Source organism: Sphingomonas sp. GW821-FHT09E03 (genome assembly GCF_059416225.1).
The window spans coordinates 48,912-74,512 of the sequence record NZ_JBWKOS010000009.1 but is presented as its reverse complement, the minus strand read 5'-3'; the positions used below and the strand labels follow the sequence as shown (position 1 = coordinate 74,512).

Below are 25,601 nucleotides of genomic sequence, written 5' to 3'. Positions count from 1 at the left end.
GCTTATCATCACATTCGGCAAGCGGCGGCAGCGATGCGCCCGAAAGGATCACGAGCATGAACAGCCCAGGTGAGGCAGGCATGTCACGGCGTGGCGTATTGGTCGGCACTGCGGCCTCGGCAGCGCTCACGGCCGTGCCGGTCGCGGACGCGCAGACCCCCGCTGCCAAGGCGCCCCCGGCCATGGCAACCGTGTCGCTCGAGGTGAACGGCAAGCGCCAGTCGCTCGAGCTCGACACCCGCACCACGCTGCTCGATGCGCTGCGCGAGCATCTCCACCTGACCGGCACCAAGAAGGGCTGCGATCACGGCCAGTGCGGCGCCTGCACGGTGATCGTCGAGGGCAAGCGGATCAATTCCTGCCTCAGCCTTGCGGTGATGCACCAGGGTGACAAGGTCACCACCATCGAGGGCCTCGGCACGCCCGATCATCTCCACCCGATGCAGGCGGCCTTCATCAAGCATGACGGCTATCAGTGCGGCTATTGCACCCCGGGGCAGATCTGCTCGGCGGTGGCGGTGCTAGACGAGATCAAGGCCGGCGTGCCGAGCCACGTCACCGGCGATCTCTCCGCCCGCCCGCAGCCGACCAACATCGAGATGCGTGAGCGGATGAGCGGCAACATCTGCCGGTGCGGCGCCTATTCCAACATTGCCGAGGCGATGGCCGACGTTGCGGGGACCCGAGCATGAAGCCCTTTACCTACGAGCGCGCCAAGACGCCGGCCCAGGCCGCCGCCGCGGTCGCCAGCTCGCCGACGGCCAAGTTCATCGCCGGCGGCACCAACCTGCTCGATCTGATGAAGCTGCAGATCGAGACACCGACCCATCTGGTCGACGTGCAGGACCTCAAGCTAGACCGGATCGAGGCGGCCGACGGTGGCCTGCGAATCGGCGCGTTGGTTTCCAACACCGATCTCGCTTCCGATGCTCGGGTTCGCCGCGACTATGGTGTGCTCAGCCGCGCGATCGTCGCCGGGGCGAGCGGCCAGCTCCGCAACAAGGCGACGACCGCGGGCAATCTGCTCCAGCGCACCCGTTGCCCGTATTTCTACGACACCAACCAGGCGTGCAACAAGCGCAAGCCCGGCTCGGGCTGCGCGGCGATCGGCGGCTATTCGCGCCAGCTCGCGGTGATCGGCACCAGCAATGCCTGCATCGCCACCTATCCAGGCGACATGGCGGTGGCACTGCGGCTGCTCGACGCAAAGGTCGAGACGGTCAATGCCGCCGGCGAGACCCGCGTCATCCCGATCGCCGATTTCCATCGGCTGCCGGGCGATACACCGCACATCGACACCAATCTCGCGCGTGGCGAGCTGATCACCGCCGTCACCCTGCCCCAGCCACTCGGCGGCACCCATATCTACCACAAGGTGCGTGACCGCGCGTCCTACGCCTTTGCGCTGGTCTCGGTCGCCGCGGTGATCCAGCAGGACGGCACCGGCCGCGCCGCGATCGGCGGGATCGCGCACAAGCCGTGGCGCGTCGAGGCGGCCGAGGCAGCGATGCCGCAGGGGTCCAAGGCCGTGGCCAGCCGGCTGCTCGCCGGCGCCACTCCCACCCACGACAATGCCTTCAAGGTGCCGCTGGTCGAGCGTACGCTCGCTGCCGCCATCGCCGAAGCGAGGACCGCATGAAGTTCACCACGCCTGCGGGCACCAATCCGATCGACCAGCTCAAGGTGGTCGGCAAGCCGCACGACCGGATCGACGGCAAGTTCAAGACCACCGGCACCGCGCCTTATGCCTATGAGCGCCACGATGCCGTTGCCAACCCGGCCTATGGCTTCGTCGTCGGATCGGCGATCGCCAAGGGGCGGATCAACGCGATCGACCTGTCAGCTGCCAGGGCGGCGCCGGGCGTTCTTGCCATCGTCACCGCCGACAATGCCGGCTCGCTGGTGCCCAAGCTCGGCAAGGGCAAGATGAACACCGCCAAGCTGCTCGGCGGGCCCGAGATCGAGCATTACCACCAGGCGATCGCCGTGGTCGTTGCCGAGACCTTCGAACAGGCCCGCGCCGCCGCATCGCTGGTCCAGGTCGATTACGCCCGCACCCAGGGCCGCTTTGATCTCGCCGCCGAGCTCAAGCGCGCGCCGCTCAAGGGCAACAGCAGCGGCGAGGGCAGCAGCGCGCCGCCGGTCGATCGCGTCGGCGATTTCGATAAGGCGTTCGCCGCGGCGCCGGTCACGCTCGATGCGCATTACACCACGCCCGATCAGAGCCATGCGATGATGGAGCCACATGCCTCGATCGCGCGCTGGGACGGCGACAAGTTGACGCTGTGGACGTCGAACCAGATGATCGCCTGGGGCAAGGGCGATGTCGCGCTCACCCTCGGTCTGCCCAAGGACGATGTCCGCCTGATCTCGCCTTATATCGGCGGCGGATTCGGCGGTAAGCTGTTCGTCCGCACCGACGCGATCATGGCGGCCCTCGGTGCCAAGGCGGCCGGCCGGCCGGTCAAGGTCGCGCTGCAGCGGCCGCTGATGTTCAACAACACCACCCACCGTCCGGCAACCGAGCAGCGCATTCGCCTCGGCGCGACGCGCGACGGCAAGCTCACCGCGATCGCGCATGAGAGCGGCTCGGGCGATCTGCCCGGCGGTGGTCCCGAAACCGCGGTGTCGCAGACCAAGCTGCTCTATGCCGGCGCCAATCGCCTCACCGCGATGCGCCTCGCCGTGCTCGATTTGCCCGAAGGCAATGCGATGCGCGCACCCGGCGAGGCCCCCGGCCTGATGGCGCTCGAGATCGCGATGGACGAAATGGCCGAGAAGCTCGGCATGGATCCCGTCGCCTTCCGCATCGCCAATGATACCCAGGTCGATCCCGAGAAGCCGACGCGCAAATTCTCGCAGCGCCAGCTGGTCGAATGCCTCCAGCAGGGCGCGGACCGGTTCGGCTGGTCGAAGCGTAACGCCAAGCCCGGCCAGGTCCGCGACGGCCAGTGGCTGATCGGCATGGGGGTCGCCTCCGGCTTCCGCAACAACCTGCTGATGAAGTCGGCGGCGCGCGTCGGGCTCGATGCCAAGGGCGTGATCACCGTCGCCACCGACATGACCGATATCGGTACCGGCACCTACACCATCATCGCCCAGACCGCGGCGGAAATGATGGGCGTCGACATGGACAAGGTCGTGGTGCTGCTCGGCGACTCGTCCTTCCCCGCCTCGGCGGGTTCGGGCGGGCAATGGGGCGCCAACAACTCCACCGCGGGCGTCTATGCCGCCTGCGTCAAGCTGCGCGAGGCGGTGGCGCAGAAGCTCGGCTTCAACTCGGCCGAGGTCGAATTCGCCGACGGCAAGGTCAGGAGCGGCAATCGCAGCGTCAGCCTCGCCGAGGCGGCGGGCAGCGCCGGCCTCTCCGCCGAGGATCAGATCGAATATGGCGATCTGGACAAGCAGTTCCAGCAATCGACCTTCGCCGGCCATTTCGTCGAGGTCGCGGTCAACGCCTATACCGGCGAAACCCGGATCCGGCGGATGCTCGCGGTCTGTGCCGCCGGGCGCATCCTCAACCCCAAGTCGGCGCGTAGCCAGGTGATCGGGGCGATGACCATGGGCGCCGGCGGCGCGCTGATGGAGGAACTCGCGGTCGACAAGCGGTTCGGCTTCTTCGTCAACCACGATCTCGCCAGCTACGAGGTGCCGGTCCACGCCGACATCCCGCACCAGGAAGTGATCTTCCTCGACGAAACCGATCCGCTCTCCTCGCCGATGAAGGCGAAGGGCGTCGGCGAGCTTGGCCTGTGCGGTGTCGCCGCGGCGATCGCCAACGCGATCTACAATGCCACCGGCGTGCGCGTGCGCGATTATCCGATCACGCTCGACAAGCATCTCGCCAAGCTGCCGCAGCTGGTCTGACGCGTCCCCGTCATCCCGGGCGCTGCCCCGGGGTGACGGCCGCGGGCGGCGCTAGGCCCCCTGCATGATGCCGAGGAAGTTCGCGCACGGCAGCGTGCCGCCCTCGCGCAGATGCACCAGCCACATCGAGGTGCTGGCCCCCTCGTCCGCCAGCGGCACATAGACCAATCCGGCGGACTGGATCGCGCGCAGCGACTCCGCGATGATCGTCATGCCCACGCCGGCCGCGGCGAGCCCCAGCAGCGTCGTCACCTCGTGCACCGACTGCGCGATTACCGGCTCGGCACCCGCCCTGCGCATCAGCGCGAACACTTCCTCGGTAAAACCGCCGCTGCGCTGGCTGGAATAGATCACCAGCGGATGTTCGGCGAGGTCGGCCAGCCACAACAGGTCGCGCGCGGCGAGCGGATGATCGGGTCGCATCGCCACCACCAGCCTTTCTTCGAGGATCAGCGTCGACGACAGGCCGGGCGGCAGCGCGGGAGGCGACGCGCTGCGCATGAAGCCGATGTCGAGCGAGCGATCCTCGATCGCGGCGATCTGTGCCGAGCCGATCATCTCCGACAGCGACAGGCGCACGTCCGGAAAGCGCCGGCGGAAGTCGTTCACTGCGGTCGCCACCCGCGCGATAAACGGCGCCGACGGGTTGAAGCCGATCCGGAGGTCGCCCAATTCGCCCCGCCCCGCCCGCCGCGCCACGGTGATCGCGCGCTCGGCCTGCGCCAATGTCGCCCGCGCTGCCTCGAGAAACGCCGTTCCCGCCGCGGTGAGCGTGACGCGGCGACTGGTGCGCTCGAACAATTGCACCTCCAGCTCCTCCTCGAGCAGCCGGATCTGCTGGCTCAACGGCGGCTGCGATATGCCGAGCCGCGCCGCCGCCCTGGCGAAGTGCAGGTCCTCGGCAACCTGGACGAAGTAACGAAGATGCCTCAGCTCCATGCGATTGATACGTTGCACATATCAATCAAGCTGGAAATGATATTAGACACGAGCGCCGCAAAGGCGGAGATGCTGCGCCGCGGCATCCTTCCGGATTGCATCGCCCGCGATAACAATTAGCCCTTGTCACCACCTTGTTCGGTACCGCCGGCCGTTCGCGCCGTCGGCCTCGGGATCGGAAAACACCGCCCCATGATCGGGATCGTACGCACAGCTTTGGCCCGGCCGTTGACGTTCATCGTCATGGCCATCCTGATCGCGGTCGTGGGCGTGCTCGCGGCGATGCGCACACCGGTGGACATCTTCCCCGACATCCGGGTGCCGGTGATCGCCACCGCCTGGCAATATAGCGGTCTGTCGCCGGACGAGATGTCTGGCCGGATCATCACGCCGTTCGAGCGCGTGCTGACTACCACCGTCAACGACATCGATCATATCGAGAGCCAGTCGCTGCCGGGTATCGGCGTGGTGAAGATCTATTTTCAGCCCGGCGCCGACATCCGTACCGCGACCGCGCAGGTCGCCTCGGTGTCGCAGACCGTGCTCAAGCAGCTTCCCCCCGGCGTCACCCCGCCGCTGGTGCTCAACTACAGCGCCTCGACGGTGCCGATCGTGCAGCTCGCCTTGTCCGGCAAGGGTATGTCCGAAGGCCAGATGCTGGATCTCGCGCAGAACCAGATCCGCCCGGGCCTGGTCACCGTACCCGGCGCCGCCATTCCGCTGCCGTCGGGCGGCCGCACCCGCCAGATCCAGATCGATCTTGATCCGCAGGCGCTCCAGTCCAAGGGGCTGAGCGCGCAGGACGTCGGCAATGCGATCGCGGCGCAGAACCAGATCAACCCCGCCGGCTTCGCCAAGATCGGCGGCTTCCAATATGCCGTCCGCCTCAACAACGCACCCGGCACGGTCGAAGAACTCAACGCCATCCCGATCAAGGTGGTCGGCGGTGCCACCATCTACATGCGCGACGTCGCCCACGTTCGCGACGGCTCGGCGCCGCAGACCAACGTCGTCCATGTCGACGGCGCGCGCTCGGTGACGATGACGGTGCTCAAGAACGGCGCCACCTCCACCCTGTCGATCGTCCAGGGCATCAAGGACGCGCTGCCCAAGATCCAGGAGACGCTGCCCGCCGCGCTCAAGATCGTGCCGATCGGGGACCAGTCGCTGTTCGTGAAGGCGGCGGTCGAGGGCGTGATCAAGGAAGGGGCGATCGCGGCGGCGCTGACCAGCCTGATGATCCTGCTGTTCCTCGGCTCGTGGCGCTCGACGGTGATCATCGCGATCTCGATCCCGCTCGCGATCCTCGCCGCGATCATCGGCCTGTCGATCACCGGCAACACGCTCAACACCATGACGCTCGGCGGCCTCAGCCTCGCGGTCGGCATTCTCGTCGACGACGCGACGGTGACAATCGAGAACATCAATTGGCATCTCGAACAGGGCAAGCCGGTCAACCAGGCGATCCTCGACGGCGCCGCGCAGATCGTCACCCCGGCGTTCGTGTCGCTGCTGTGCATCTGTATCGTGTTCGTGCCGATGTTTTTCCTGCCCGGCGTCGCCGGCTTCCTGTTCGTCCCGCTCGCGCTTGCGGTGGTGTTCGCGATGATCGCCTCGTTCATCCTGTCGCGCACGTTGGTGCCGACGATGGCGATGTACCTGCTCAAGCCGCACGGGCATGGCGACGATCACGACCAGCACAGCGCCGGCAACCCCGCCTCGCGCAACCCGTTGGTGCGTTTTCAGCGCGGATTCGAGAGCCGCTTCGAGCGGATCAGGACAAGTTACGGTGGCATGCTCGAGCGAGTACTCGCCGCGCCGAAGGGCTTCGTGATTGGCTTCCTGATCGTCGTGCTGCTGTCGTTCGGGCTGGTGCCGTTCCTTGGCCAGAACTTCTTCCCCGCCGTGGACGCCGGGCAGATGGCGCTCCATGTCCGCGCGCCGGTCGGCAGCCGGATCGAGGAGACCTCGGCCGAGTTCGATCGCATCGAGCGCCGCATCCGCGAGATCATTCCGGCAAGCGAACTGGTCTCGGTGGTCGACAACATCGGCCTGCCGGTGAGCTCGATCAACACCACCTACAACAACTCCGGCACGGTCGGCCCGCAGGATGGCGACATCCTGATCCAGCTCGCCAAGGAGCACAAGCCGACCGCCGATTACGTCCGCACGTTGCGCGAGCAGCTGCCGCGCAACTTCTCGGGCTCGACTTTCTCCTTCCTGCCCGCCGATATCACCAGCCAGATCCTCAATTTCGGCGCCCCCGCGCCGATCGACATCCAGATCGCCGGCAAGGATGCCGCGGCCAACGCCGCTTATGCCCACAAGATTATGCGGCGGATGACCAAGATCGCCGGCGTTACCGACGCGCGCATCCAGCAGAGCGATCGCTATCCGCAGCTCAACGTTGCAGTCGATCGCAGCCGCATTGGTCAATATGGCCTCACCGAGCGCGACGTCACCACCAGCCTGGCAAGTTCGCTCGCCGGCACCTCGCAAACCGCGCCAGTGTTCTTCCTCAACCCGGACAACGGCGTGTCCTACCCCGTGGTCGCGCAGGCACCCGAGTATCGCGTCGGCTCGATGAGCGACTTGTCGAGCATTCCCGTTACCGGCGCCGACGGCCGCTCGCAGGTGCTCGGCGGGCTTGGCACCATCGTCCGGTCCAACTCGGCAGCGGTGGTCTCGCACTACAACATCGCACCGGTGACGGACATCTACGCGACGCCAGCCGGGCGCGATCTCGGCGCGGTAGCGGGCGACATCAAGAAGGTGCTGGCCGATCTCAAGGCAGAGACGCCGAAGGGCGCAACCGTCACGCTGCGCGGGCAATATGCGACGATGAACGGCGCGTTCTCCGGCCTCGGCTTCGGGCTGATCGGCGCGATCGTGCTGATCTATCTGCTGATCGTGGTCAACTTCCAGAGCTGGCTCGATCCGTTCGTGATCATCACCGCGCTGCCCGGGGCGCTTGCCGGCATCATCTGGATGCTGTTCACCACCGGCACCACGCTGTCGGTGCCGGCGCTCACCGGCGCGATCATGTGCATGGGCGTCGCCACCGCCAACGCCATCCTCGTCGTCAGCTTCGCGCGTGAGCGGCTCGCCGAGGTGGGCGACGCCACCCTTGCCGCACTGGAGGCCGGTATGACCCGATTCCGCCCAGTGCTGATGACCGCGCTGGCGATGATCATCGGTATGCTGCCGATGGCATTGGGCTTGGGCGAAGGCGGCGAGCAGAACGCCCCGCTCGGCCGCGCGGTAATTGGCGGTCTGCTGGTTGCGACCTTTGCCACGCTGATGTTCGTGCCCGTTATCTTCAGCCTCGTGCATCGCCGCCACGGCGCGGCAAGCACCACGCCCGAGGCCACCCATCTGGAGGAAGTTCATGTCTGAGGGCCACCAGGTCTCTCCCGACAACAGCGCAGGCCGGTCAATGAAGACGGTCGGCATCATCGCGGCGGTGGTTGCCGTCGGTGTGGTCGGCGCAGGAATCGCGACGCGATCGCATTCTGACCGCCAGCTGGCTGGTTGGACGGCGGCGCAGGCGACACCGACGGTGACGGTGATCCAGCCAAAACCGGCGGCTTCCACCGCCGCGCTGACGCTTCCCGCAACGTTGCAGGCGCTCAACAGCGCGCCGATCTTCGCGCGGACCAGCGGCTATGTGCGCAAATGGTACGTCGACATCGGCGACAATGTCCGCGCCGGGCAGACACTCGCGGTGCTCGACGCGCCCGAGGTGGAGCAGCAGCTCGCCGGCGCCCGCGCCGATCTCGAGACTGCGCGCGCAAACCAGCAGCTCGCCGCTTCCACCGCGACGCGCTGGCGGAACATGCTCGCCAAGGATGCGGTGTCGAAGCAGGAGACCGACGAGAAGGTCGGCGACCTCGCCGCCAAGACGGCGGTCACCAACGCCGCGCGCGCCAACGTTTCGCGGCTCACCTATACGCAAGGGTTCACCCGCCTGGTCGCGCCGTTCAGCGGCGTCGTTACCAGCCGCTCGACCGATATCGGCGCGCTCGTCACCGCCGGCACCGTCGCATCGACGCCGCTGTTCACCGTCTCGGACGTTGGCCGGATGCGCGCCTATGTCCGCGTGCCGCAATCCTATTCGGCGCAGATCCATCCCGGCATGCACGTCGCGCTCACCCTGCCCGAATATGCCGGCCGCTCGTTCGACGCGACGCTGACCCGCACCGCCGGTGCGGTCGAGCAGAATTCGGGCACCGTGCTCGTCGAGCTGCAGGCTGCCAACGGCGATCGTGCGCTCAAGCCCGGCGCCTATGCGCAGGCGAGCTTCCCGGTTGCCGGTAGCAGCGGCGCCGTGTCGCTGCCGGCCAGCGCGCTGATCATCGGCGAGCGCGGCACGCAGGTTGCCACCGTCGGTCGCGACGGCAAGGCGCACCTCAAGACGATCAAGATTGCCCAAGATCGTGGCGCAACCGTCGAGATCAGCGCTGGGATCGCGACGAGCGATCGCGTCGTCGACAATCCACCGGATTCCTTGGCGGATGGCGATGCCGTGCAGATCGCGCGCGCCGCGGCGACGACCGATGCCGCGCATTAAGTCGCCGCTGCTGCGTGCGGCCGTCCTGGGCTGGCTGGCGACGACCGCAGCCTGCTCCACCGCCCCCGATTATGTCCGCCCCGCGGTGCCGACGCCCGAAGCCTATAAGGAGGCCAAGGGCTGGCAGACGGCGGGCACCAGCGTGCCACCCGCAGGCAAATGGTGGCAGGCGTTCGCCGATCCGACGCTGAGCGCGATGGAGGAGCGGATCGAAGCCGGCAATGCCGACCTCGCCGCGGCGATAGCGCGCTATGATCAGGCCCAGGGCCTGCTCCGCCAGGCACGTGCCGATCGTTCACCCCAGATCGGCCTTGGCGCCGACGTGTCGCGTGACCGCGTATCCGCCGGCCGGCCGCTGTCGCCGGGAACGGCGTCCACTTACACGGTCGCCACCGTCGGGCCGTCGCTGTCGTACGAGATCGATCTGTTCGGCCGGGTGCGCAACTCGATCCGCGCCAGCCGCGCCGATGTCTCCGCCAGCGCCGCGGATCTCGCGGGAGTCCGCCTCGGCCTGCAGGCGCAGCTGGCGAGCGTCTATTTCGACATGCGCGGGCTCGACGCGCGCATCGTCCTGCTTCGCCAGACGGTGGATGCCTACAACCGCGCCTTCACCCTCACCGACACCCGCCACACCGGCGGCATTGCCTCGGGGATCGACGTCAGCCGCTCGCAGAACCAGCTGTCGAGCGCGCGCGCCGAGCTGTCGGCGGTGGCGATCGATCGCCAACGCGATGAACATGCCATCGCCGTGCTGCTCGGCGAGGCGCCTGCCGGTTTCTCGATCGCCGTGGTCGACTCGCAGTTCGCGCCACCCACCATCCCCGCGGGCCTGCCCTCGACCCTGCTCGAGCGTCGCCCCGATATCGCCGCGGCAGAGCGCCGGGTCGCTGCCGCCAATGCACGGATCGGCGTAGCCCGCGCCGCGCTGTTTCCAAGCGTCACGCTGGGTGGCTCGGGTGGATTCGAGGCCGCCAGCGGAGCGTTGCTGACGGCATCCAACGGCTTTTGGGCGTTGGGCCCGCTCGCCGCCGCGGTATCGATCTTCGACGGTGGACGACGCCGGGCCGGAGTGCGCATCGCGCGCGCCGAATATGACGAGGCTGCCGCTTCCTACCGCCAGACCGTGCTCACCGCCTTCCGCGAAGTCGAGGACGATCTGGCCAGCCAGCGCCTGCTGGCCAGCCAGGAGCGCGATCAGAGCGTGGCCGCGGCCGCCGCCGAGCGCACCCGCGAGCTCGCGCTGATCCGCTATCGCGATGGCGCCGCCGATTATCTCGAGGTCGTCACCGCGCAGACTGCGGCGCTGGATGCCGAACGGGCGCTGCTCACGGTCCGCAGCCAGCAGCTGCAGACCGCCACCGATACCATCCGTGCGCTTGGCGGGCAGTACTAACGGCCCCCATCCGCCGTCATCCCAGCCCCTGGCTTTGCGCCCAGGCGGCGTACAGCGCCGGCCACGCCTCGGCGGGCTTGCCCGCGGCGCGGCGGATGCCGAAGCCATGGCCGCCATGGGTGAACAGATGCGTCTCGACCGCGACACCGGCTCTCTTCAGCGCCGAGCGAAATTCCAGCGTGTTGTCGACCGGCACGGTTGGATCGTCTTCGGCATGAACCAGGAAGCAGGGCGGCGTCGCCGATGACACGTTGGCGGCGGTGCTGTGCCGCCGCTCCAGTGCCGGCAGGGCAGCCTTGCCGATCAACAACTCGCGCGATCCGGAATGTGCCAGCGGCAGGCTCATCGATTGCACCGCATAGATTGGCGCCGCAATGTCCGGCCGGGCGCTGAGCCTGTCCGCCGCATCGACCGGTGCATAGGTGGGCGCCGCAAAACGCGTGGCTAGATCGCCGCAGACATGCCCGCCGGCCGAAAAGCCCATGGCCGCTACCCGCTCCGGGAGCACGCCGTAATCGCATGCGCGCGACCGGATCAGCCGCATCGCTCGCTGGGCATCCGCCAGCGCGACATCAGGGCCGGCCGCCCAGCCGTCGCCCGGCAACCGATAGAAGAGCACGAACACCGTCCAGCCACGTGCGGCCAGCCAGCGGCCGATCTCATAGCCTTCCTTGTCGATCACCACCCAGCGATAGCCGCCGCCCGGCGTGACCAGCACCGCCGACCCGTTGGGAATGGCAGGGCGGAACACCACCAGCCGCGGCCGGCTGATACCGTGGACGGCGCGGTCGGTGAGCTGCGGATCTTTGCTGCGCTCGTCCACCGTCTCGATCAGCGCCGTCGCGGGCATGCCCGGCGCGTCGGCAGGCCACAGGTCGATCGTCTCGCTAGGATCGGCCAGTCCCGGCGTTCGCGGGCCCCCCGTAGCCGGCGGCCTGGTCTGCGCCGTTACTCCAACAGAGAGGCCGGCGGCCAAGCTGCCGAGGATGGCATGGCGACGATCGATCATCACGGGGTCGCTCCGACAAGATGGGCGCGCTCCGACGGAACGCGCCCAGGGAGGAGAGGAAACCGGCAGGCCGGATCACATCTTGAAGCGCGCGCCCATCAGGAAGGTGCGGCCGAAGTGATTATTCTCGTAATTCCGGTTGGCATCGAAATCGGTGTAGCGATCGCGATATTCATCGGTGAGGTTGGTGCCCTCCAGCGAGATCTCCACCGACGGCGTCAGCTTGTAGCGCAGCGAGGCATCGACGTTGATCGTCGAGTTGTAGCCCTCGAACACATTGCCGGTGCCGCTGTTGGCGTCGATGTACGGCCCGCGATAGCTGATCGAGCCGCGCGCGCTGAACTTGCTGTCCTCGTAGTAAAGTGTGCCGTTGTAGGCGCGCTTGGACAGACCGAACAACGTCGCGGTGCGCGTCGTGGGAACGTTGGGGCCGAAGGTGCAGGCGGCGGTTGGCGTGGCGCGGACGCAGGCGGCCACGGTCGGCCCACTGACGCTGTAGCTCGCGGTCGAATCAATGAAGGTCGCGTTGGTGATGATGCCGAAGTTCTTGAGGAAGCCCGGCAGGAAGCGGAACGAGGTCTGGAAGGCGACCTCCAGCCCCTTCAGCGATGCGCCGGTTCCATTGGTGATCGAGTTGATCGTCCACAGCTGGCCCTCGGGATTGGAGGCGGCCGGCGAGCTCGGCGGGATGATCGACGTCGGCAGTCCGGTGGAGGCGTAGGTGCCCGTGGTGGTCACCGACACCGGGAAGCTCTCGACGTCCTTCTTGAACACCGCGACCGACAGGATCGACTGTGGCGCGAAATACCACTCGGCCGACAGATCGTAGGAGGTGGCGCGGAACGGATCGAGCTGCGGGTTGCCGAAGCTGATCCGATAATTGAAGCCGTCGACCGATCCACCGGGCGTGAGATTGCCCAGCGACGGCCGGGTGATCACCTTGGCCACGGCGGCGCGCAAGATCACGTCGTTGGTGGGAAAGAAGGCGACGTTCATCGCGGGCAGCCAGTCGTCGTAGCTGCGCTCCACCGTCACCGCCGCGCCATTGTTGAGGCCGGTCGAGGTCTGGTGGGTATGAACGTAGCGCATGCCCGCATTGGCGGCATATTTCAGCCCGAGCAGGTCACCCTTGACGTCGAATTCGGCATAGCCGCCCGAGACTTCCTCGACGACGTTGCGGATGTTGCCGGCATCGGGCGCCAACGCGCGACCGTACAGCCCGGTGTAGGCTGCCGACGCATCGATATTGGGGATCAGGAAACTGGTGGTGGTGCCGGAAGGCTGGCCGGCGTTGCCGAGGTTGAAGGTCTCGCCCAGCGTGCCGGCCGGGAAGCCGTAGACCGCGTTGGCGCCGAACACCGATGACGGCGTACAGGTGATCTGGCCGAGTACCGCGTCGCGCGCCGCTGCCGTCGCGGTCGGGCAGACCACCGCGTCGCGGGTATAGCCCTGGGTGTCGAACTCGAACCGCCGATAGAGCCCGCCTGCCTTGATCTGGAAGCCGTCGGTGACGTCCCACTCGGTGCGTAGCTGCCCGGTGCGGAAGGTGTTCACCGTCTCGGACGGCCGGTCGCGGATCTCGGCTAGCTGGAAGGTGGCCGGATCGGTGACGCTGGTGCCGAAGCTCAGCACCGGGCTGCGCGAGTTGGTGTAGTCGAAGCTGTAGCCCTGTGCGTCGCGATCATCGAACACGAAGGTGGTCTCGATCGGAATGGTCGCGTCGGACTTGGAGAAGCCGCCGAGCAGGGTGAAGCGGAACTTGTCCGTTACGTCCTGGTCCCAGCTGCCGCCGAGCTGGTAGAATTCGGTCTTCGACTGGCGCAGATAATGTTCGGTGCGGACCCAGGCATCGTTGAGCGTGCCCGAGACGAGATTGTTGTTGGCGTCATAGGTCGGGTTGACGAGGTCGATCGAGCGCTCGTTCGAGCGCAGCAGCACCTCGCCCCACTTCTCCTCGCGGGTTTCCTTGAACTTCGAATAAAGCCCGTCGATCGACACCTTGGTGGCATCGGTCGGCGCCCATTGGATACTGGCGGTGATCCCCAGCCGGTCACGATCATGACGGACCGAGCCATAGCGGGGAATGCGCGGGTGAAAGGCGAGCGCCGCCTGGTCGCAGGCCGCGCCCGGAATATAGGCGCCGCCGGCATTCTGGGTGGTGAAGCAGCGCGTGCCGTTGACCGAGTCGAACCGCGCCTGGGCGAAGCGGGTGGTGTTGTTGCCGAGCTCGAAATTGTTGGTCGACTGATAGGCGGCCGACACGGCGACCCCGAAGGTGCCGTCGGCGTTCTTCCACGACAGCAGCCCGGCCAGTCGCGGCCCCCAGTTCTTCGACAGGTCGTTGAAGCTCGCCTGCCCCGAGGCGACAAAGGTGAAGCCCTCCTTGCCGCCCAGCGGATTGCCGGTGTTGAGATCCACCACCGCCCCGAGCGAGCCTTCGTCGAGCGAGGCTTCGGCGGTCTTGTGGACCACGATCGAGTTGAACAGCTCGGAGGCGAACACGTTGAAATCGAAGGCACGGTCGCGGTTCGACGAAGCGCCGTCGGTGGATGTCGCCACCGTCTCCAGCCCGTTCACCCGCACCCGGGTGAATTGCGCGCCGAGGCCGCGCACCGTGATCGCGCGGCCCTCGCCGGCGTCACGCTGGATCGAGATACCGGGAATGCGCTGCAGCGATTCGGCCAGGTTCTGATCGGGGAATTTGGCGATATCCTCGGCGACGATCGCATCCACCGAGGCGACCGACTCGCGCTTGACGTTGAGCGCCGCATCGAGCGAGCGGCGGAAGCCGGTGACGATGATGTCAGGCTCGGGGCTGGCCATCTGTGTCGACGTGTCGACCTGGGCATCGCCGGCACGCTGCGTCACCGACGCGCCGCTGTCAGGCGCGGCCGCCGGCGCGATACCGGTCTGCGCCGGGGCAGGATCGGTCTGCGCCGGGGTCCCCGGCGTGGTGGTATCGGGGATCTGCGCCGCCTGCGCCATCGCCGCGGCGGGCAGCAGCATCGCCAGCGTCAGCGCGCCGACCGAGATCCCGCCGAGCCGCGCGCGCCGGCGCAGAGCCGCCTTGGTGTTGCATTCCATCGTCATCCACTCCCCACACATGGCCTTTGCGGCCCTTGTTGTGCCCGCATGACACCGGTATCCGAGCTGTGTGGGCCCGACGGTGCCATGGACGTTGTCGACGGGGTGATGATGTTGCGCCGCTGCGCCACCGGCGCGATCAGCTATCCTCCCCGCAGCGGCCATGTCTCATGGTCTCGCTCCGCTTACCCCGTTGCGGTAGGTAACCGGTGTCAGCAACATGTCGCGGCCCCTGCCGGCTGTCAATATGGTGATCCGAGGAGAGTCGAAATGAAGCTCAACATGATGTCCGCCGCGGCCCTGCCAATGATCCTGGCGCTGCCCGGCGCGTCGGCGCCGCGGACGATGATCGTGGTCGACGAATCCACGGTAAGAGCAGAGGAAGCACCGCCGCACGGCGCGATCGGCATGAGCACTGCCTATCGCATCAGCGATGCCGTCCCGGCACGCACCCTGGAATTCCGCAAGCGCGTGCTGCACCCGGGCGCGGCCATCGGCGCACACCCCATCGCGCATGACGAGGTCTATTACGTGCTCGCCGGCGAGGGCATCGTCACCTCGGGTGCAGACGCCCGCGCGCTGCGCACCGGCATGGCCGCCTATCTGTACAACGGCGCCACCGTCGGCATCCGCCAGACCGGCACCGCGCCGCTGGCGCTGATCATCGCCTATCCGGTGCCGTCGCCGCGCTAGCGCCGCTACGTGCCCGGCTGGATGTAGGGTACGCGCGCAAACAGCGCACGTTGCCAGGCCCGCGGATCATCCTCGACGCGCGTGTGCGCGTCGAACACCATGGTAGAGCGTGCAGCCAGCTCGTAGCGCGGCCAGTGCGGGATCGCCGGATTGTTGGGGTCACCGGTGCGTGCAAAGGCGACGAAGCTCTCCTGCATCGCCCGGCTCGCCGCCTGCGCCTCGGCGCCGGTGCCGGTCAGCGCATCGGCGGTGTCGAGCGTGCCGAACACCAGGCCGATGTCGATCGAGTGGAACGCACCCCGGCGCGGCTCGGTCCGCGCGCGATAGTCGACCTGATAAACATAGGCGGGCGCCCCCGCCCTCGCGCGCTCCTCCGCCTCGATCACCTGCCCACGCCAGCTGCGGCCGGTGGTGGTGGCGTCGTAGAATACGTCGGTCGGCGACCAATCGGGAAAGCGCAGGCGATATTCGTCCACCACCCATTCGGGCAGGATGTCGATCCGCAGCTCGGGCGCCAACCGGGCGGCGAGATTGCCCCAGTCGATCCCCTGCACCTTGGCCGAATCGGGCGCGATGAAGGCGCGGGTCTCGCCGGCAGTGTTGCCCATCATCATCGGAATGCCGAGCGACTGCGGATTGGCGTCGGGCCAGAACGGGTGGCGGGCCAGCCATTTCATGTCGAGCACCGGCCCCATGTAGACGCCGCCGCCGATCACCGGATCGACCGCATCCAGCGCCGCCATCAACCGCTCCACCGGCATCGTCGTCAGCGGCGACAGGTCGTTGTCGGCGACGTCGAGCTTACCGAGATAGGCGCGTGCCCGTGCGGTAGCGTTGAGCGGGCCCGAGGCCGTCACCTGCTGGCCGCTCATCGTCGCCGCGCGGTGGAACAAGCCGGCGGCGGCCGGCATCCCCATCATCGTCGCGATCTTGGCGCCGCCGCCGGATTGGCCAAACACCATCACCCGGGTGGGATCGCCGCCGAAGCCGGCGATATTGTCGCGCATCCATTGCAACGCCAGGATCAGGTCGAGCTGCCCCGCGTTGCCGCTGTCGGCGAAGCGCGGATCGAGCCGCGCCAGGTACAGATAGCCGAGCGCGTTAAGCCGATGATTGACCGAGACCACCACCACGTCGCCGCGCGCGGCAAGGTGACGACCGTCCTGCCGCGCCAGATTGGCGCTGCCCGACGAATAGGCGCCACCGTGGATATAGACCATCACCGGCTTGTTCGCGCCCGGGTGGAGGTCGCTGCTCCACACGTTGAGGACTAGGCAGTCCTCGCCATAATGCAGCCCCTCGTCGTCGCGCCCGGCGGCACCGCGCTGCGGGCTCGACAGACCGAAGGCGAGCGCGCGCACCGGCGTGGTGGCGGCGGGCTCGCGGGTCGGCGCCATGAACCGCTGCGCACGACCATAGCGGATCCCCTTGAAGCTGAGGACGCCGACGCGGTCACGCGCGCCGATGAAGGTGCCCGCGCTACAATGCGCGATCGGCTCGCCGCCTTGCCCGCGCGCCGCGGCGGGCAGCAACAACGGCATCATCGCGGCGGCGCCGCCGACGAGAACGCTGCGGCGATCGGTGTTCAGGCTCATCCCTCTCTCCTCGTCGGCCGGGCGGTGTTCCGCCTCGGCCATGGTCATCAGCGCCGGACGTCGAGCCCTCCGGCAAGGTACGCGTCGATATCGGCCTGGCGAAACAGGCTGGCGTCTCCCGGCAGCGAGTGTTTCAGCGCCGCCAGCGCGAGACCGGTGCGTGCCGCCTCGCCGATGTCGGCGTCCGAGCGCAGCGCGTGCAGCACGCCGGCGGCAAAGGCGTCGCCGCCGCCGATCCGGTCGACGATCCCTGCCAGCACCACCTCGTCGGTCTCGACATGGCCGTCGCGCGCATCGATCCGCGCCGACAGACGGTGGAGATCGACATGCTCGACATGCCGCGCGGTGGACGCGATCAGCTGGAGCCGGGGGAAAGCGGCAAACGCCGCCTCGGCGGCCGCCCGGCGCCGCTCGCCGCCGCTCTCATCGAACTCGCGCCCGAGCAGCAGCGCGATATCGCGATGGTTGCCGAACATCAGGTCGGCATGCGCCACCAACTGGGTGAGAATGGCCCGCGGATCGCTGTCCCAGCGCTCCCACAGCTTACCGCGCCAATTGCCGTCGAACGACACCGCGATGCCGCGGGCGACGGCCGCCTCGGCCGCCGCAATCGCGCTCGCCGCCGGCACCGGGCCCAGCGCCGGGGTGATTCCCGACAAATGCAGGCGATCGACGCCCTCCAGCAACGCATCCCAATCCCATGCCCCGGTGGGCGCTTCGGCAAAGGACGAGCCGGCGCGATCGTAGATCACCTCGGTGGCGCGCATGCCGGCGCCAGACGTCACCAGATATAGGCCCATCCGCTCGCCGCCGAGGCCGATCCCGCCGGTGTCGACGCCGTGGCCACGCAAGGTGGTGATCGCCCCGCGGCCGAGGTCGTTGTCCGGCACCCGGCTGGCGATCCCGGTCGTGTGGCCAAGCCTCGCCAGCGCGGTCGCGACGTTCGCCTCGGCGCCTGCCACCCACACGTCGAGCTTGGGAGTCTGCAGCAACAGCTCGCGCCCCGGCGGCGACAGCCGCAGCATGATCTCACCAAATGCCAGGAACTTGGCCATTGCGCTTCTTCCCCCTCGTCACCCGTCACACCTGCCGCGCCAGGCGACGGCTCGGGATGATACCGCCTAGCGTGCCAGCCAACCGCCATCCACTGCCAGGATGTGCCCCTGCACATAGTCCGCCGCCCGGCTGGCGAGGAATACCGCCGCGCCGCCGAGATCGGCCGGGTCGCCCCAGCGCGCTGCCGGGATGCGGTCGAGGATCGCGCGGTTGCGCGTCTCGTCCGCCTGGAGAGCGGTGGTATTGTTGGTGGCGATGTAGCCCGGGGCGATCGCGTTGACGTTGATGCCCTTGCCCGCCCATTCGTTGGCGAGCAGCTTGGTGAGGCCACCGATCCCCGACTTTGCGGCGGTGTAGCTCGGCACGCGGATGCCGCCCTGGAAGGTCAGCATCGAGGCAATGTTGATGATCTTGCCGCCACCGTGTCGCTGCTGGTGCGCCGCGATCATGTGCCGCCCTGCAGCCTGGCACAGGAAGAAGACGCTCTTGAGATTGGTGTCGATCACCGCGTCCCAATCCGCTTCGCTGAAATCGACCGCATCGGCACGGCGGATGATGCCGGCGTTGTTGACCAGAATGTCGAGGCCACCCAGCGCCGCCACCGTCTCGTCGACGACCCGCTGTACCGGCTCGATCGTCGACAGATCGGCGGTGATGATCGCTGCCTGGCGGCCGAGTGCCTGAACCTGCGCCAGCGTGTCGTCGGCCCGGGTACGGCCGACACAAGCGATATCGGCGCCTGCCGCGGCCAGTGCCAGCGCGATCGCCTGACCGATGCCGGTGTTGGCGCCGGTGACCACGGCAACCTTGCCGGTCAGATCGAAGGGAGAGATCATGATGGTTCCCATTGTCCCAGGGCAGGCCTGATCGACTGAGCGTCGCGCGGAGACAGGCCCTCCCCCGCGCCCTCCCGGCGACGGGAGGGCAAAGCCGTCATGCCAGCTGGCAGATATCCAGCACCTTCATGTCGGTATAATCCTGGTTCTCACCGGCCATCGCCCAGATGAAGGCGTATGACTTGGTCCCGGCGCCCATGTGGATCGACCAGGGCGGGCTGATCACCGCTTCCTCGTTCTGCAGGACGATGTGACGGGTAGCCTCGCCCTCACCCATGAAGTGCATCACCCGATCCTTGTCGAGATCGTCGAGCTCGAAGTAGAAATAGATCTCGCTGCGCCGCTCGTGGATGTGCGGCGGCATGGTGTTCCAGACGCTGCCGGGCTTCAGCACCGTCAGGCCCATCACCAGCTGCGCGCTGTCGCACACACCGGGAATCACGAGCTGGTAAATCGTCCGCTCGTTGGATTCCTCCAGGCTGCCGCGATCGAGCGCATTGGCATCGGCGATCGACAGCTTGCGGGTGACGAACCCCTGGTGCGCCGGGCAGGAGGCGAGATAGAAGCGCGCACCGTCGCCGGCGAACTGGACGTCCTTCGCGCCCATGGTGACGTAGAGGCAATCCTTGTTGCCAAGCGTGAAGCTCTCGCCATCAACGGTGACGGTGCCGTCGACCCGACCGACGTTGACCACCGCGAGCTCGCGCCGCTCGAGAAACGGATGGCCCGCCGCCGCTGCCGGCTCGGTCTGGTCAGGCAGCTTCACCGCGCCGCTCGCCACCGCTACGCCGCCGATCACGAACCGATCGGCATGAGTATAGTTGAGCACGCACTCGCCGCTGCGGAATAGGTCGCCGATCAGATAGCGATCGCGCAATTCCTCGTTGGACACGCACTCCATCATGTCGGGGTGAGTGGCATAATAGGTACGGTCGAACATGGCAGGCTCCGTTCGGGGCTGGATCAGGCTGCGGCGGCAGCCGAGGGAAGATCGTCGATGCGATAGGCGCGGCGCACCAAGCCGTCGGTCAGCTCGTGCGCGAGTTCGGCCGCCTCCCAGTCGGCAAGCCGGTGCTCGGCAACCAGCCGCGCGAGAAAGCCGCAATCGACGCGCCGCGCGACATCATGCCGCGCCGGGATCGACAGGAAGGCGCGGGTATCGTCGTTGAAGCCGACGGTATTGTAGAAGCCCGCTGTTTCGGTGGTCATCTCGCGGAAGCGGCGCATGCCCTCCGGGCTGTCGTGAAACCACCACGCCGGCCCGAGCTTGAGGCACGGGTAATGGCCGGCGAGCGGCGCCAGCTCGCGGGCATAGGCGCTCTCGTCGAGCGTGAAGAGGATGATCGACAGTCGTGTGTCGGTGCCAAACCGGTCGAGCAGCGGCTTGAGCGCACCGACATAATCGGTGCGCGTCGGGATGTCGGCACCCTTGTCGCGGCCGTGGCTCGCGAACAGGCCGGCGTTGTGGTTGCGATAGGCCCCAGGATGGATCTGCATCACCATGCCGTCGTCGGCGGACATCGCCGCCATTTCGGTGAGCATCTGCGCGCGGAACAGTTCCGCATCCGCCGCCGACCAACGGCCGCCGACGATCCGCGCGAACAGCGCCTCGGCCTCCATGGTCGAAAGACTGGCGGTGGCGGCGGTAGGATGGCCATGATCGGTCGCGGTGGCGCCGGCGGCGCGAAAGTCGGCGCGTCGGCGGCGGTGGGCGGCCAAATAGCCCCGCCAGCTGTATACGTCCTCACCGGTCAACGTGGCGAACAGTGCCATCGCCGGCGCGAATGTCTCATGCTCGACATCGATCACGCCGTCGGGGCGGTAGGTGGTCACCACCCGGCCGCGCCAGCCGGAGCGCTGGATTGCCGCATGCGCGGCAAGATCGTCGTGCGCGCCCTCGGTGGTGGCGAGGAAATCGATCCGGAAGCGATCGAACAACGCCCGCGGGCGGAAGGCATCGGTGGCGAGATGCTCGGCGATCGCATCGAAATAATGATCCGCCGTGGTCGCATCGAGCGTCACGTCGAGCCCGAACAGGTCGGCAAAGACATGGTCGAGCCACAGCCGCGACGGCGTGCCGCGGAACAGATGATAGTGACCGGCGAACAGCCGCCACGCGGCGCGACGGTCGGTCGCCGGCGTGCCGTCGCGACGGGGAATGGCCAGCGCGTCGAGCTCGATGCCCTGGCTGTACAGCATCCGGTAGAGATAATGGTCGGGCGCGAGCAGCAGCGTCGTCGCGTCGGTCCAGGGCCGGTTGTCGGCGAACCAGGCAGGATCGGTGTGGCCGTGCGGGCTGACGATCGGCAGCGTCGCCACTTGCGCATAGAGGGCGCGCGCGATGTCGCGCGTGATCGGATCGGCGGGGAACAGGCGATCGGGATGGAGTTCAAGTCGCACCGCCATCGCCATCCTCCTCCGTCATCGCTTCTGTTGAGCGCCGCGCCGTTGGTAACCGGTGTCAGCACGCCGCGCAACCACTGTGTTGGTCACTCGTGCGGCGGCGCGGCCACCGAACCGCGGCGGATCAGTGTCGACAGGAACAGCGACGGTTCCTCGACTTCCGCCTCGCCCTCGTCGGCGATCAGCTTGAGTGCCGCCGAGCGCGCCATCGAGGCGATCGGCCAGCGCACCGTGGTCAGCGGCGGCCAGACATGGGCGGCGATCGGCGTGTCATCGAACCCGATGATCGACAGGTCGCGCGGCACCGCCAGCCCGCGCTGCGAGGCGGCGTGGATCACGCCCGCCGCCATCTCGTCGTTGCACGAGAAGATCGCAGTCGGCCGCGGCGTCAGGTCGAGCAGCCGTTCGGCGGCAACCATCCCCGATTCGAACGTGTAATTGCCCTCGGCGACCATGCTCCGCGGGAGCGCGATGCCTGCTTCTGCCAGCGCCTCCTCGAACCCCGCTCGCCGTTCCCGCGCCGAACGGAAGCCATGCGGGCCACCGACCAGACCAATTCGCCGATGCCCCTGCGCGATCAGATAATCTGTGGCGCTGCGCACCGCCTCGCGATCGTTGGAGGCGACCATATGCTCGGCATCGTCGAGTACCACCGAGCCCATCCGCACATAGCGACAGCCGGCATCCTCGCACAATTTGGCAACCATCTCATTCTCGCTGATCGGCGGCATCAGCAACACGCCGAACAAGCGCTGGCGCTCCAAAAAGTGCCGCAGATCCTCCAGCATCGTCGCCGAGCCGCGATCGACCGGGCGCACCACCATCTCGAACTCGGTGTCGTGCAGCGCCTCGAGCATGCCCTGCTGAACATTCATCACCGTTTGTGCATTGGGATTGTCGTGGACCAGCCCGATCAGGAAGTTGCGCCGCAGCGCCAGCGCGCGCGCCTGTGGGTTGGGTACATAGCCGAGCCCGCCGATCACCTCCTCCACCCGCTTGCGGGTGTCGTCGTTGAGCAGCGGCGAGCGGTTGATTACCCGGCTTACCGTCTTCTTGGAGACCCCGGCGATCCGTGCCACATCGTTGATCGTCGGCTGTCCGGTCTTGCGCATCGATCAGGCATAGCCGGATGGCAGCGGCAGCACTAGCCTTGCACATGGGCGTCGCCAGCCGCTATGCTGACACCGGTTACCGGCATAGCTGGCGAGGCACCGGACGAAGAGGATGCGATGCGTACAGGCTTGACGATCGTCCCGGGCGATTCCGTGGCCACGTTGCTGGTGGATGCTACGGCGGGCGAGCGGGTGGAGGAGGTCGTCCTTCGCGAGCCGATCGCGCGCGGACAGAAGGTTGCCCTGCGCGCAATCGCGGCGGGTGAGCCGGTGATCAAGTTCGGCTTCCCGATCGGTCATGCCACGCGTGACGTCGCCGCGGGCGAGCACGTCCACAGCCACAATCTCGCGACCGCGCTAGGTGGTGCCGGCGCCTACGCCTACCACCCGGCACCTGCCAACGAGCTACCTTCGCCGGCGGCGCTGCCGAGTTTCGACGGCTACGTCCGCGCCGACGGCAGGGTCGGCACCCGCAACGAGATCTGGATCCTGCCCACCGTCGGCTGCGTCGGCCGCACCGCCGAGCGGATCGCCACCAGGGCCGCGGCGATGCTCGGCAACCAGGTGGATGGCGTCCACGCCTTCAACCACCCGCACGGTTGCTCGCAGCTCGGCCAGGATCTCGCCGGCACCCGCTCCATCCTGGCGAGCCTCGCCTGCCATCCCAATGCCGGCGGCGTGCTGCTGGTCGGGCTGGGGTGTGAGGAAAATCAGCTCGATGCCTTGATGGCGGCGATTCCGTCGTGGCGCCATCCGGCGATCCGCACGGTGACGGCCCAGGCCAGCGCCGATGAGGTGGAGGACGGTATCGCCAAGGTCGCCGAACTCGCAGCGCAGGCGGCGACGCCGCGCCAGCGGGTGGGGCTCGACCGGCTCGTGCTCGGCGTAAAATGCGGCGGCTCGGACGGCCTGTCCGGGCTCACCGCCAACCCGCTTGTCGGCCGGATCAGCAACGCAATCGATGCGGCCGGCGGCCAGGTGATCCTCACCGAAATCCCCGAGATGTTCGGCGCCGAACAGCTGCTGATGGATCGCGCCGCGGACGAGCGGGTGTTCGGCGAGATCGTCGCGCTGGTGAACGGCTTCAAGCAATATTTCGTCGACCATGGCGAACCGGTGTCGGAGAACCCCTCACCGGGCAACGTCGCCGGCGGCATCACCACGCTCGAGGAGAAATCGCTGGGTGCGGTGCAGAAAGGCGGCCGCGCGACCGTTACCGCGGTTCTCGGCTATGGCGAGCGAGTCGCGGCCAGCGGGTTGAGCTTGCTCGAGGCGCCGGGCAACGACGCGGTGTCGTGCACCGCTCTCGCTGCGGCGGGCGCCACCGCGATCCTGTTCACCACCGGCCGCGGCACGCCGATGGGCTTCCCGGTGCCGACGATCAAGATCGCCTCCAACACCGCGCTCGCCGAGCGCAAGCCCGGGTGGATCGACTTCGATGCCGGGCAGGTGCTCGACGGCGGCTTTGCGCCTGCCGAGGAGCGGCTGCTGGGGCTGGTCGCCGCCACGGCGTCCGGCGCCAGCACCGCGGCCGAGCGCAACGGCGAACGCGAGATCGCGATCTGGAAGCGCGGGGTAACGCTGTGAGCCGCCTGTCGCGCAGCACGCTCGGCCAGGTGCCGGCGGGCATCCATGTTCCCCGCCGCCGCGTCGCGCCCGGCGTCGGCGTAGTCCATTTTGGCCCCGGTGCGTTCCACCGAGCCCATCAGGCGAGCTATATCGACACGGCGCTGGATCACGATCCGCGCTGGGGTATCGCCGCCGTCTCGCTGCGCAGCCGCGGCACCGTCGCAACGCTCGCCGAGCAGGACGGGCTCTATACCCTGGCGATCCGCGACGCCGAACCATCCTGGCGGGTGATCGACGCGCATCGCGCCTTCCTCGGCCCGGATGATGCCGCGCGCACCGCCACGCTGCTGGCCGATCCAGCGGTTCGTCTGGTCACCACCACCGTCACCGAGAAGGGCTATTGCCTCCGGGCCGATGGCACGCTCGACCTCGACCACGAAGACATCGCCGCGGAACTTACCGGCACCGGCGCGCCGACGAGCGTGATCGGCTGGCTGGTCGACGGCCTCGCAGCGCGCCGCGCCGGCCGCGTGGCACCATTCGTGCCGCTGCCGTGCGACAATCTTGCCGACAACGGCGCCAAGCTCCATGCGGCACTGGTGGCGTTCGCCCGAATGCGCGACCCTGAGCTTGCGGCATGGATCGCGGGCGAGGTGCGGGTGCCCTCGACCATGGTCGATTCGATCACGCCGGCGTCCGACGAGCCGTTCTACGGCGATGTCGCTGCCGCGCTGGGGCTGGACGACCGCGCCGCGGTCCAGCGCGAGGCGTTCAGCCAGTGGGTGATCGAGGACTGCGGCGTGCCGCTCGGTCCCGATCTGGCGGGCGCCGGCGCGATCCTCACTTCGAATGTCAGCGGCTATGAACAGGCCAAGCTGCGCATCCTCAACGGCGCGCATTCGTCGCTCGCCTATATTGGCCTGCTCCGTGGCCACGCCAGCGTCGCTGCGGCGATGGCAGACGCGCCGCTGGTCGCCTTCGTCGACGACATGATCAGCCGCGACATTATTCCGATGCTGTCCCCGGTCGCCGGGCTCGACCTCCACGCCTATCGCGCGACGGTGCTCGAGCGCTTCCGCAATCCCGCAATCCTCCACAGGCTCGAGCAGATCGGCCAGGATGGCTCGCAAAAACTGCCCTATCGGCTCGGCGACACGCTGGCGGCAAACCGACGGGCCGGGCGGATGCCGCGCCATGTCGTCGCCGCGCTCGGCAGCTGGCTCGCCTTTGTGATCACCCGCGTCCGCGCCGGCGAGCCGGTGATCGACCCCGCCGCAGCGGTGCTCCACACCGCCGCGGCGGACGGCACGCCGGCGACCGTGATCCGGCGGCTGGCCGAGCGCAACGTCGTGCTGCCGACGAGCCTGCTCGATGACGCACCATTGCTCGCCGCAGTCGAGCAGGCCGCGGCGATGGCGCTCGCTACCGACTGGGCTCGGCTGCTGTCGGCTTGCCAATGACACCGGTTTCCCATA

At 67.8% G+C, this 25,601-nt stretch carries 18 protein-coding genes; 9 read left to right on the top strand and 9 right to left on the bottom strand.

Translation table 11 applies throughout. The features are described 5' to 3' along the window. Positions 1–56 precede the first annotated feature (56 nt). The 3 genes from paoA to paoC are packed head-to-tail and all read left to right on the top strand — an operon-like array spanning position 57 to position 3,867. On the top strand, positions 57–692 hold the full coding sequence (paoA, locus tag AC07M8_RS15990; RefSeq protein WP_267395628.1) for an aldehyde dehydrogenase iron-sulfur subunit PaoA: 636 nt from the start codon (positions 57–59) through the stop codon (positions 690–692). Beyond that, positions 689–1,639 carry an FAD binding domain-containing protein gene (locus tag AC07M8_RS15985; RefSeq protein ID WP_495175313.1) on the top strand — a complete coding sequence of 317 codons (951 nt, stop codon included), beginning with the start codon at positions 689–691 and terminating at the stop codon, positions 1,637–1,639. The genes paoA and AC07M8_RS15985 overlap by 4 nt, the downstream gene beginning before the upstream one ends. Beyond that, positions 1,636–3,867 (top strand): aldehyde oxidoreductase molybdenum-binding subunit PaoC, encoded by a 2,232-nt coding sequence (paoC, locus tag AC07M8_RS15980; protein WP_495175312.1) that lies wholly within the window; start codon positions 1,636–1,638, stop codon positions 3,865–3,867. Before AC07M8_RS15985 ends, paoC begins: the two co-directional genes overlap by 4 nt. A 51-nt stretch (positions 3,868–3,918) precedes the next feature. Here paoC and AC07M8_RS15975 read toward each other — a convergent pair whose 3' ends face one another. Continuing rightward, on the bottom strand, positions 3,919–4,806 hold the full coding sequence (locus tag AC07M8_RS15975; protein WP_495175311.1) for a LysR substrate-binding domain-containing protein: 888 nt from the start codon (positions 4,804–4,806) through the stop codon (positions 3,919–3,921). Positions 4,807–4,998: 192 nt separating this feature from the next. On the opposite strand from AC07M8_RS15975, the gene AC07M8_RS15970 reads away from it, so the two are divergent. The 3 genes from AC07M8_RS15970 to AC07M8_RS15960 are packed head-to-tail and all read left to right on the top strand — an operon-like array spanning position 4,999 to position 10,769. Next, a complete protein-coding gene (locus tag AC07M8_RS15970; protein WP_495175310.1) occupies positions 4,999–8,202 on the top strand; it encodes an efflux RND transporter permease subunit in 3,204 nt (1,067 codons plus the stop codon). After that, positions 8,195–9,376, top strand: coding sequence for an efflux RND transporter periplasmic adaptor subunit (locus tag AC07M8_RS15965; protein WP_495175309.1), 1,182 nt, complete (start codon positions 8,195–8,197; stop codon positions 9,374–9,376). Before AC07M8_RS15970 ends, AC07M8_RS15965 begins: the two co-directional genes overlap by 8 nt. Then, positions 9,363–10,769, top strand: a complete 1,407-nt coding sequence (locus tag AC07M8_RS15960) for an efflux transporter outer membrane subunit (RefSeq protein ID WP_495175308.1) — start codon at positions 9,363–9,365, stop codon at positions 10,767–10,769. The genes AC07M8_RS15965 and AC07M8_RS15960 overlap by 14 nt, the downstream gene beginning before the upstream one ends. A 16-nt stretch (positions 10,770–10,785) precedes the next feature. On the opposite strand, the gene AC07M8_RS15955 is transcribed toward AC07M8_RS15960, so the two are convergent. Together AC07M8_RS15955 and AC07M8_RS15950 are read right to left on the bottom strand one after the other, a co-directional pair. Beyond that, positions 10,786–11,778 (bottom strand): alpha/beta hydrolase, encoded by a 993-nt coding sequence (locus tag AC07M8_RS15955; protein WP_495175307.1) that lies wholly within the window; start codon positions 11,776–11,778, stop codon positions 10,786–10,788. Positions 11,779–11,853: 75 nt separating this feature from the next. Continuing rightward, a complete protein-coding gene (locus AC07M8_RS15950; RefSeq protein WP_495175363.1) occupies positions 11,854–14,763 on the bottom strand; it encodes a TonB-dependent receptor in 2,910 nt (969 codons plus the stop codon). Between the two features lie 369 nt (positions 14,764–15,132). Here AC07M8_RS15950 and AC07M8_RS15945 point away from each other — a divergent pair, with 369 nt between their 5' ends. Beyond that, entirely contained in the window at positions 15,133–15,555 is a 423-nt protein-coding gene (locus AC07M8_RS15945) for a cupin domain-containing protein (RefSeq protein ID WP_495175306.1), read from the top strand. A 5-nt stretch (positions 15,556–15,560) separates the two neighbouring features. On the opposite strand, the gene AC07M8_RS15940 is transcribed toward AC07M8_RS15945, so the two are convergent. From AC07M8_RS15940 to AC07M8_RS15915, 6 genes are all read right to left on the bottom strand, one after another. After that, positions 15,561–17,150: a carboxylesterase/lipase family protein gene (locus tag AC07M8_RS15940; protein WP_495175305.1), complete on the bottom strand. Its 1,590-nt coding sequence runs from the start codon at positions 17,148–17,150 to the stop codon at positions 15,561–15,563. 47 nt (positions 17,151–17,197) lie between these two features. Next, positions 17,198–18,205 (bottom strand): sugar kinase, encoded by a 1,008-nt coding sequence (locus tag AC07M8_RS15935; protein WP_495175304.1) that lies wholly within the window; start codon positions 18,203–18,205, stop codon positions 17,198–17,200. A 66-nt stretch (positions 18,206–18,271) separates the two neighbouring features. Beyond that, positions 18,272–19,042: a 2-dehydro-3-deoxy-D-gluconate 5-dehydrogenase KduD gene (gene kduD / locus AC07M8_RS15930; RefSeq protein ID WP_495175303.1), complete on the bottom strand. Its 771-nt coding sequence runs from the start codon at positions 19,040–19,042 to the stop codon at positions 18,272–18,274. 97 nt (positions 19,043–19,139) lie between these two features. Next, positions 19,140–19,982, bottom strand: coding sequence for a 5-dehydro-4-deoxy-D-glucuronate isomerase (gene kduI, locus AC07M8_RS15925; protein ID WP_495175302.1), 843 nt, complete (start codon positions 19,980–19,982; stop codon positions 19,140–19,142). Between the two features lie 23 nt (positions 19,983–20,005). Beyond that, positions 20,006–21,448, bottom strand: coding sequence for a glucuronate isomerase (uxaC, locus tag AC07M8_RS15920; protein ID WP_495175301.1), 1,443 nt, complete (start codon positions 21,446–21,448; stop codon positions 20,006–20,008). Between the two features lie 83 nt (positions 21,449–21,531). Beyond that, complete coding sequence (locus AC07M8_RS15915; RefSeq protein ID WP_495175300.1) at positions 21,532–22,557, bottom strand: LacI family DNA-binding transcriptional regulator; 1,026 nt, start codon at positions 22,555–22,557, stop codon at positions 21,532–21,534. A gap of 117 nt (positions 22,558–22,674) precedes the next feature. Between AC07M8_RS15915 and AC07M8_RS15910 the strand changes: the two genes are divergently transcribed. Both AC07M8_RS15910 and AC07M8_RS15905 read left to right on the top strand, forming a co-directional pair. Beyond that, on the top strand, positions 22,675–24,144 hold the full coding sequence (locus AC07M8_RS15910; protein WP_495175299.1) for a UxaA family hydrolase: 1,470 nt from the start codon (positions 22,675–22,677) through the stop codon (positions 24,142–24,144). After that, on the top strand, positions 24,141–25,586 hold the full coding sequence (locus AC07M8_RS15905; RefSeq protein ID WP_495175298.1) for a mannitol dehydrogenase family protein: 1,446 nt from the start codon (positions 24,141–24,143) through the stop codon (positions 25,584–25,586). Before AC07M8_RS15910 ends, AC07M8_RS15905 begins: the two co-directional genes overlap by 4 nt. The last annotated feature ends 15 nt before the right edge of the window (positions 25,587–25,601 follow it).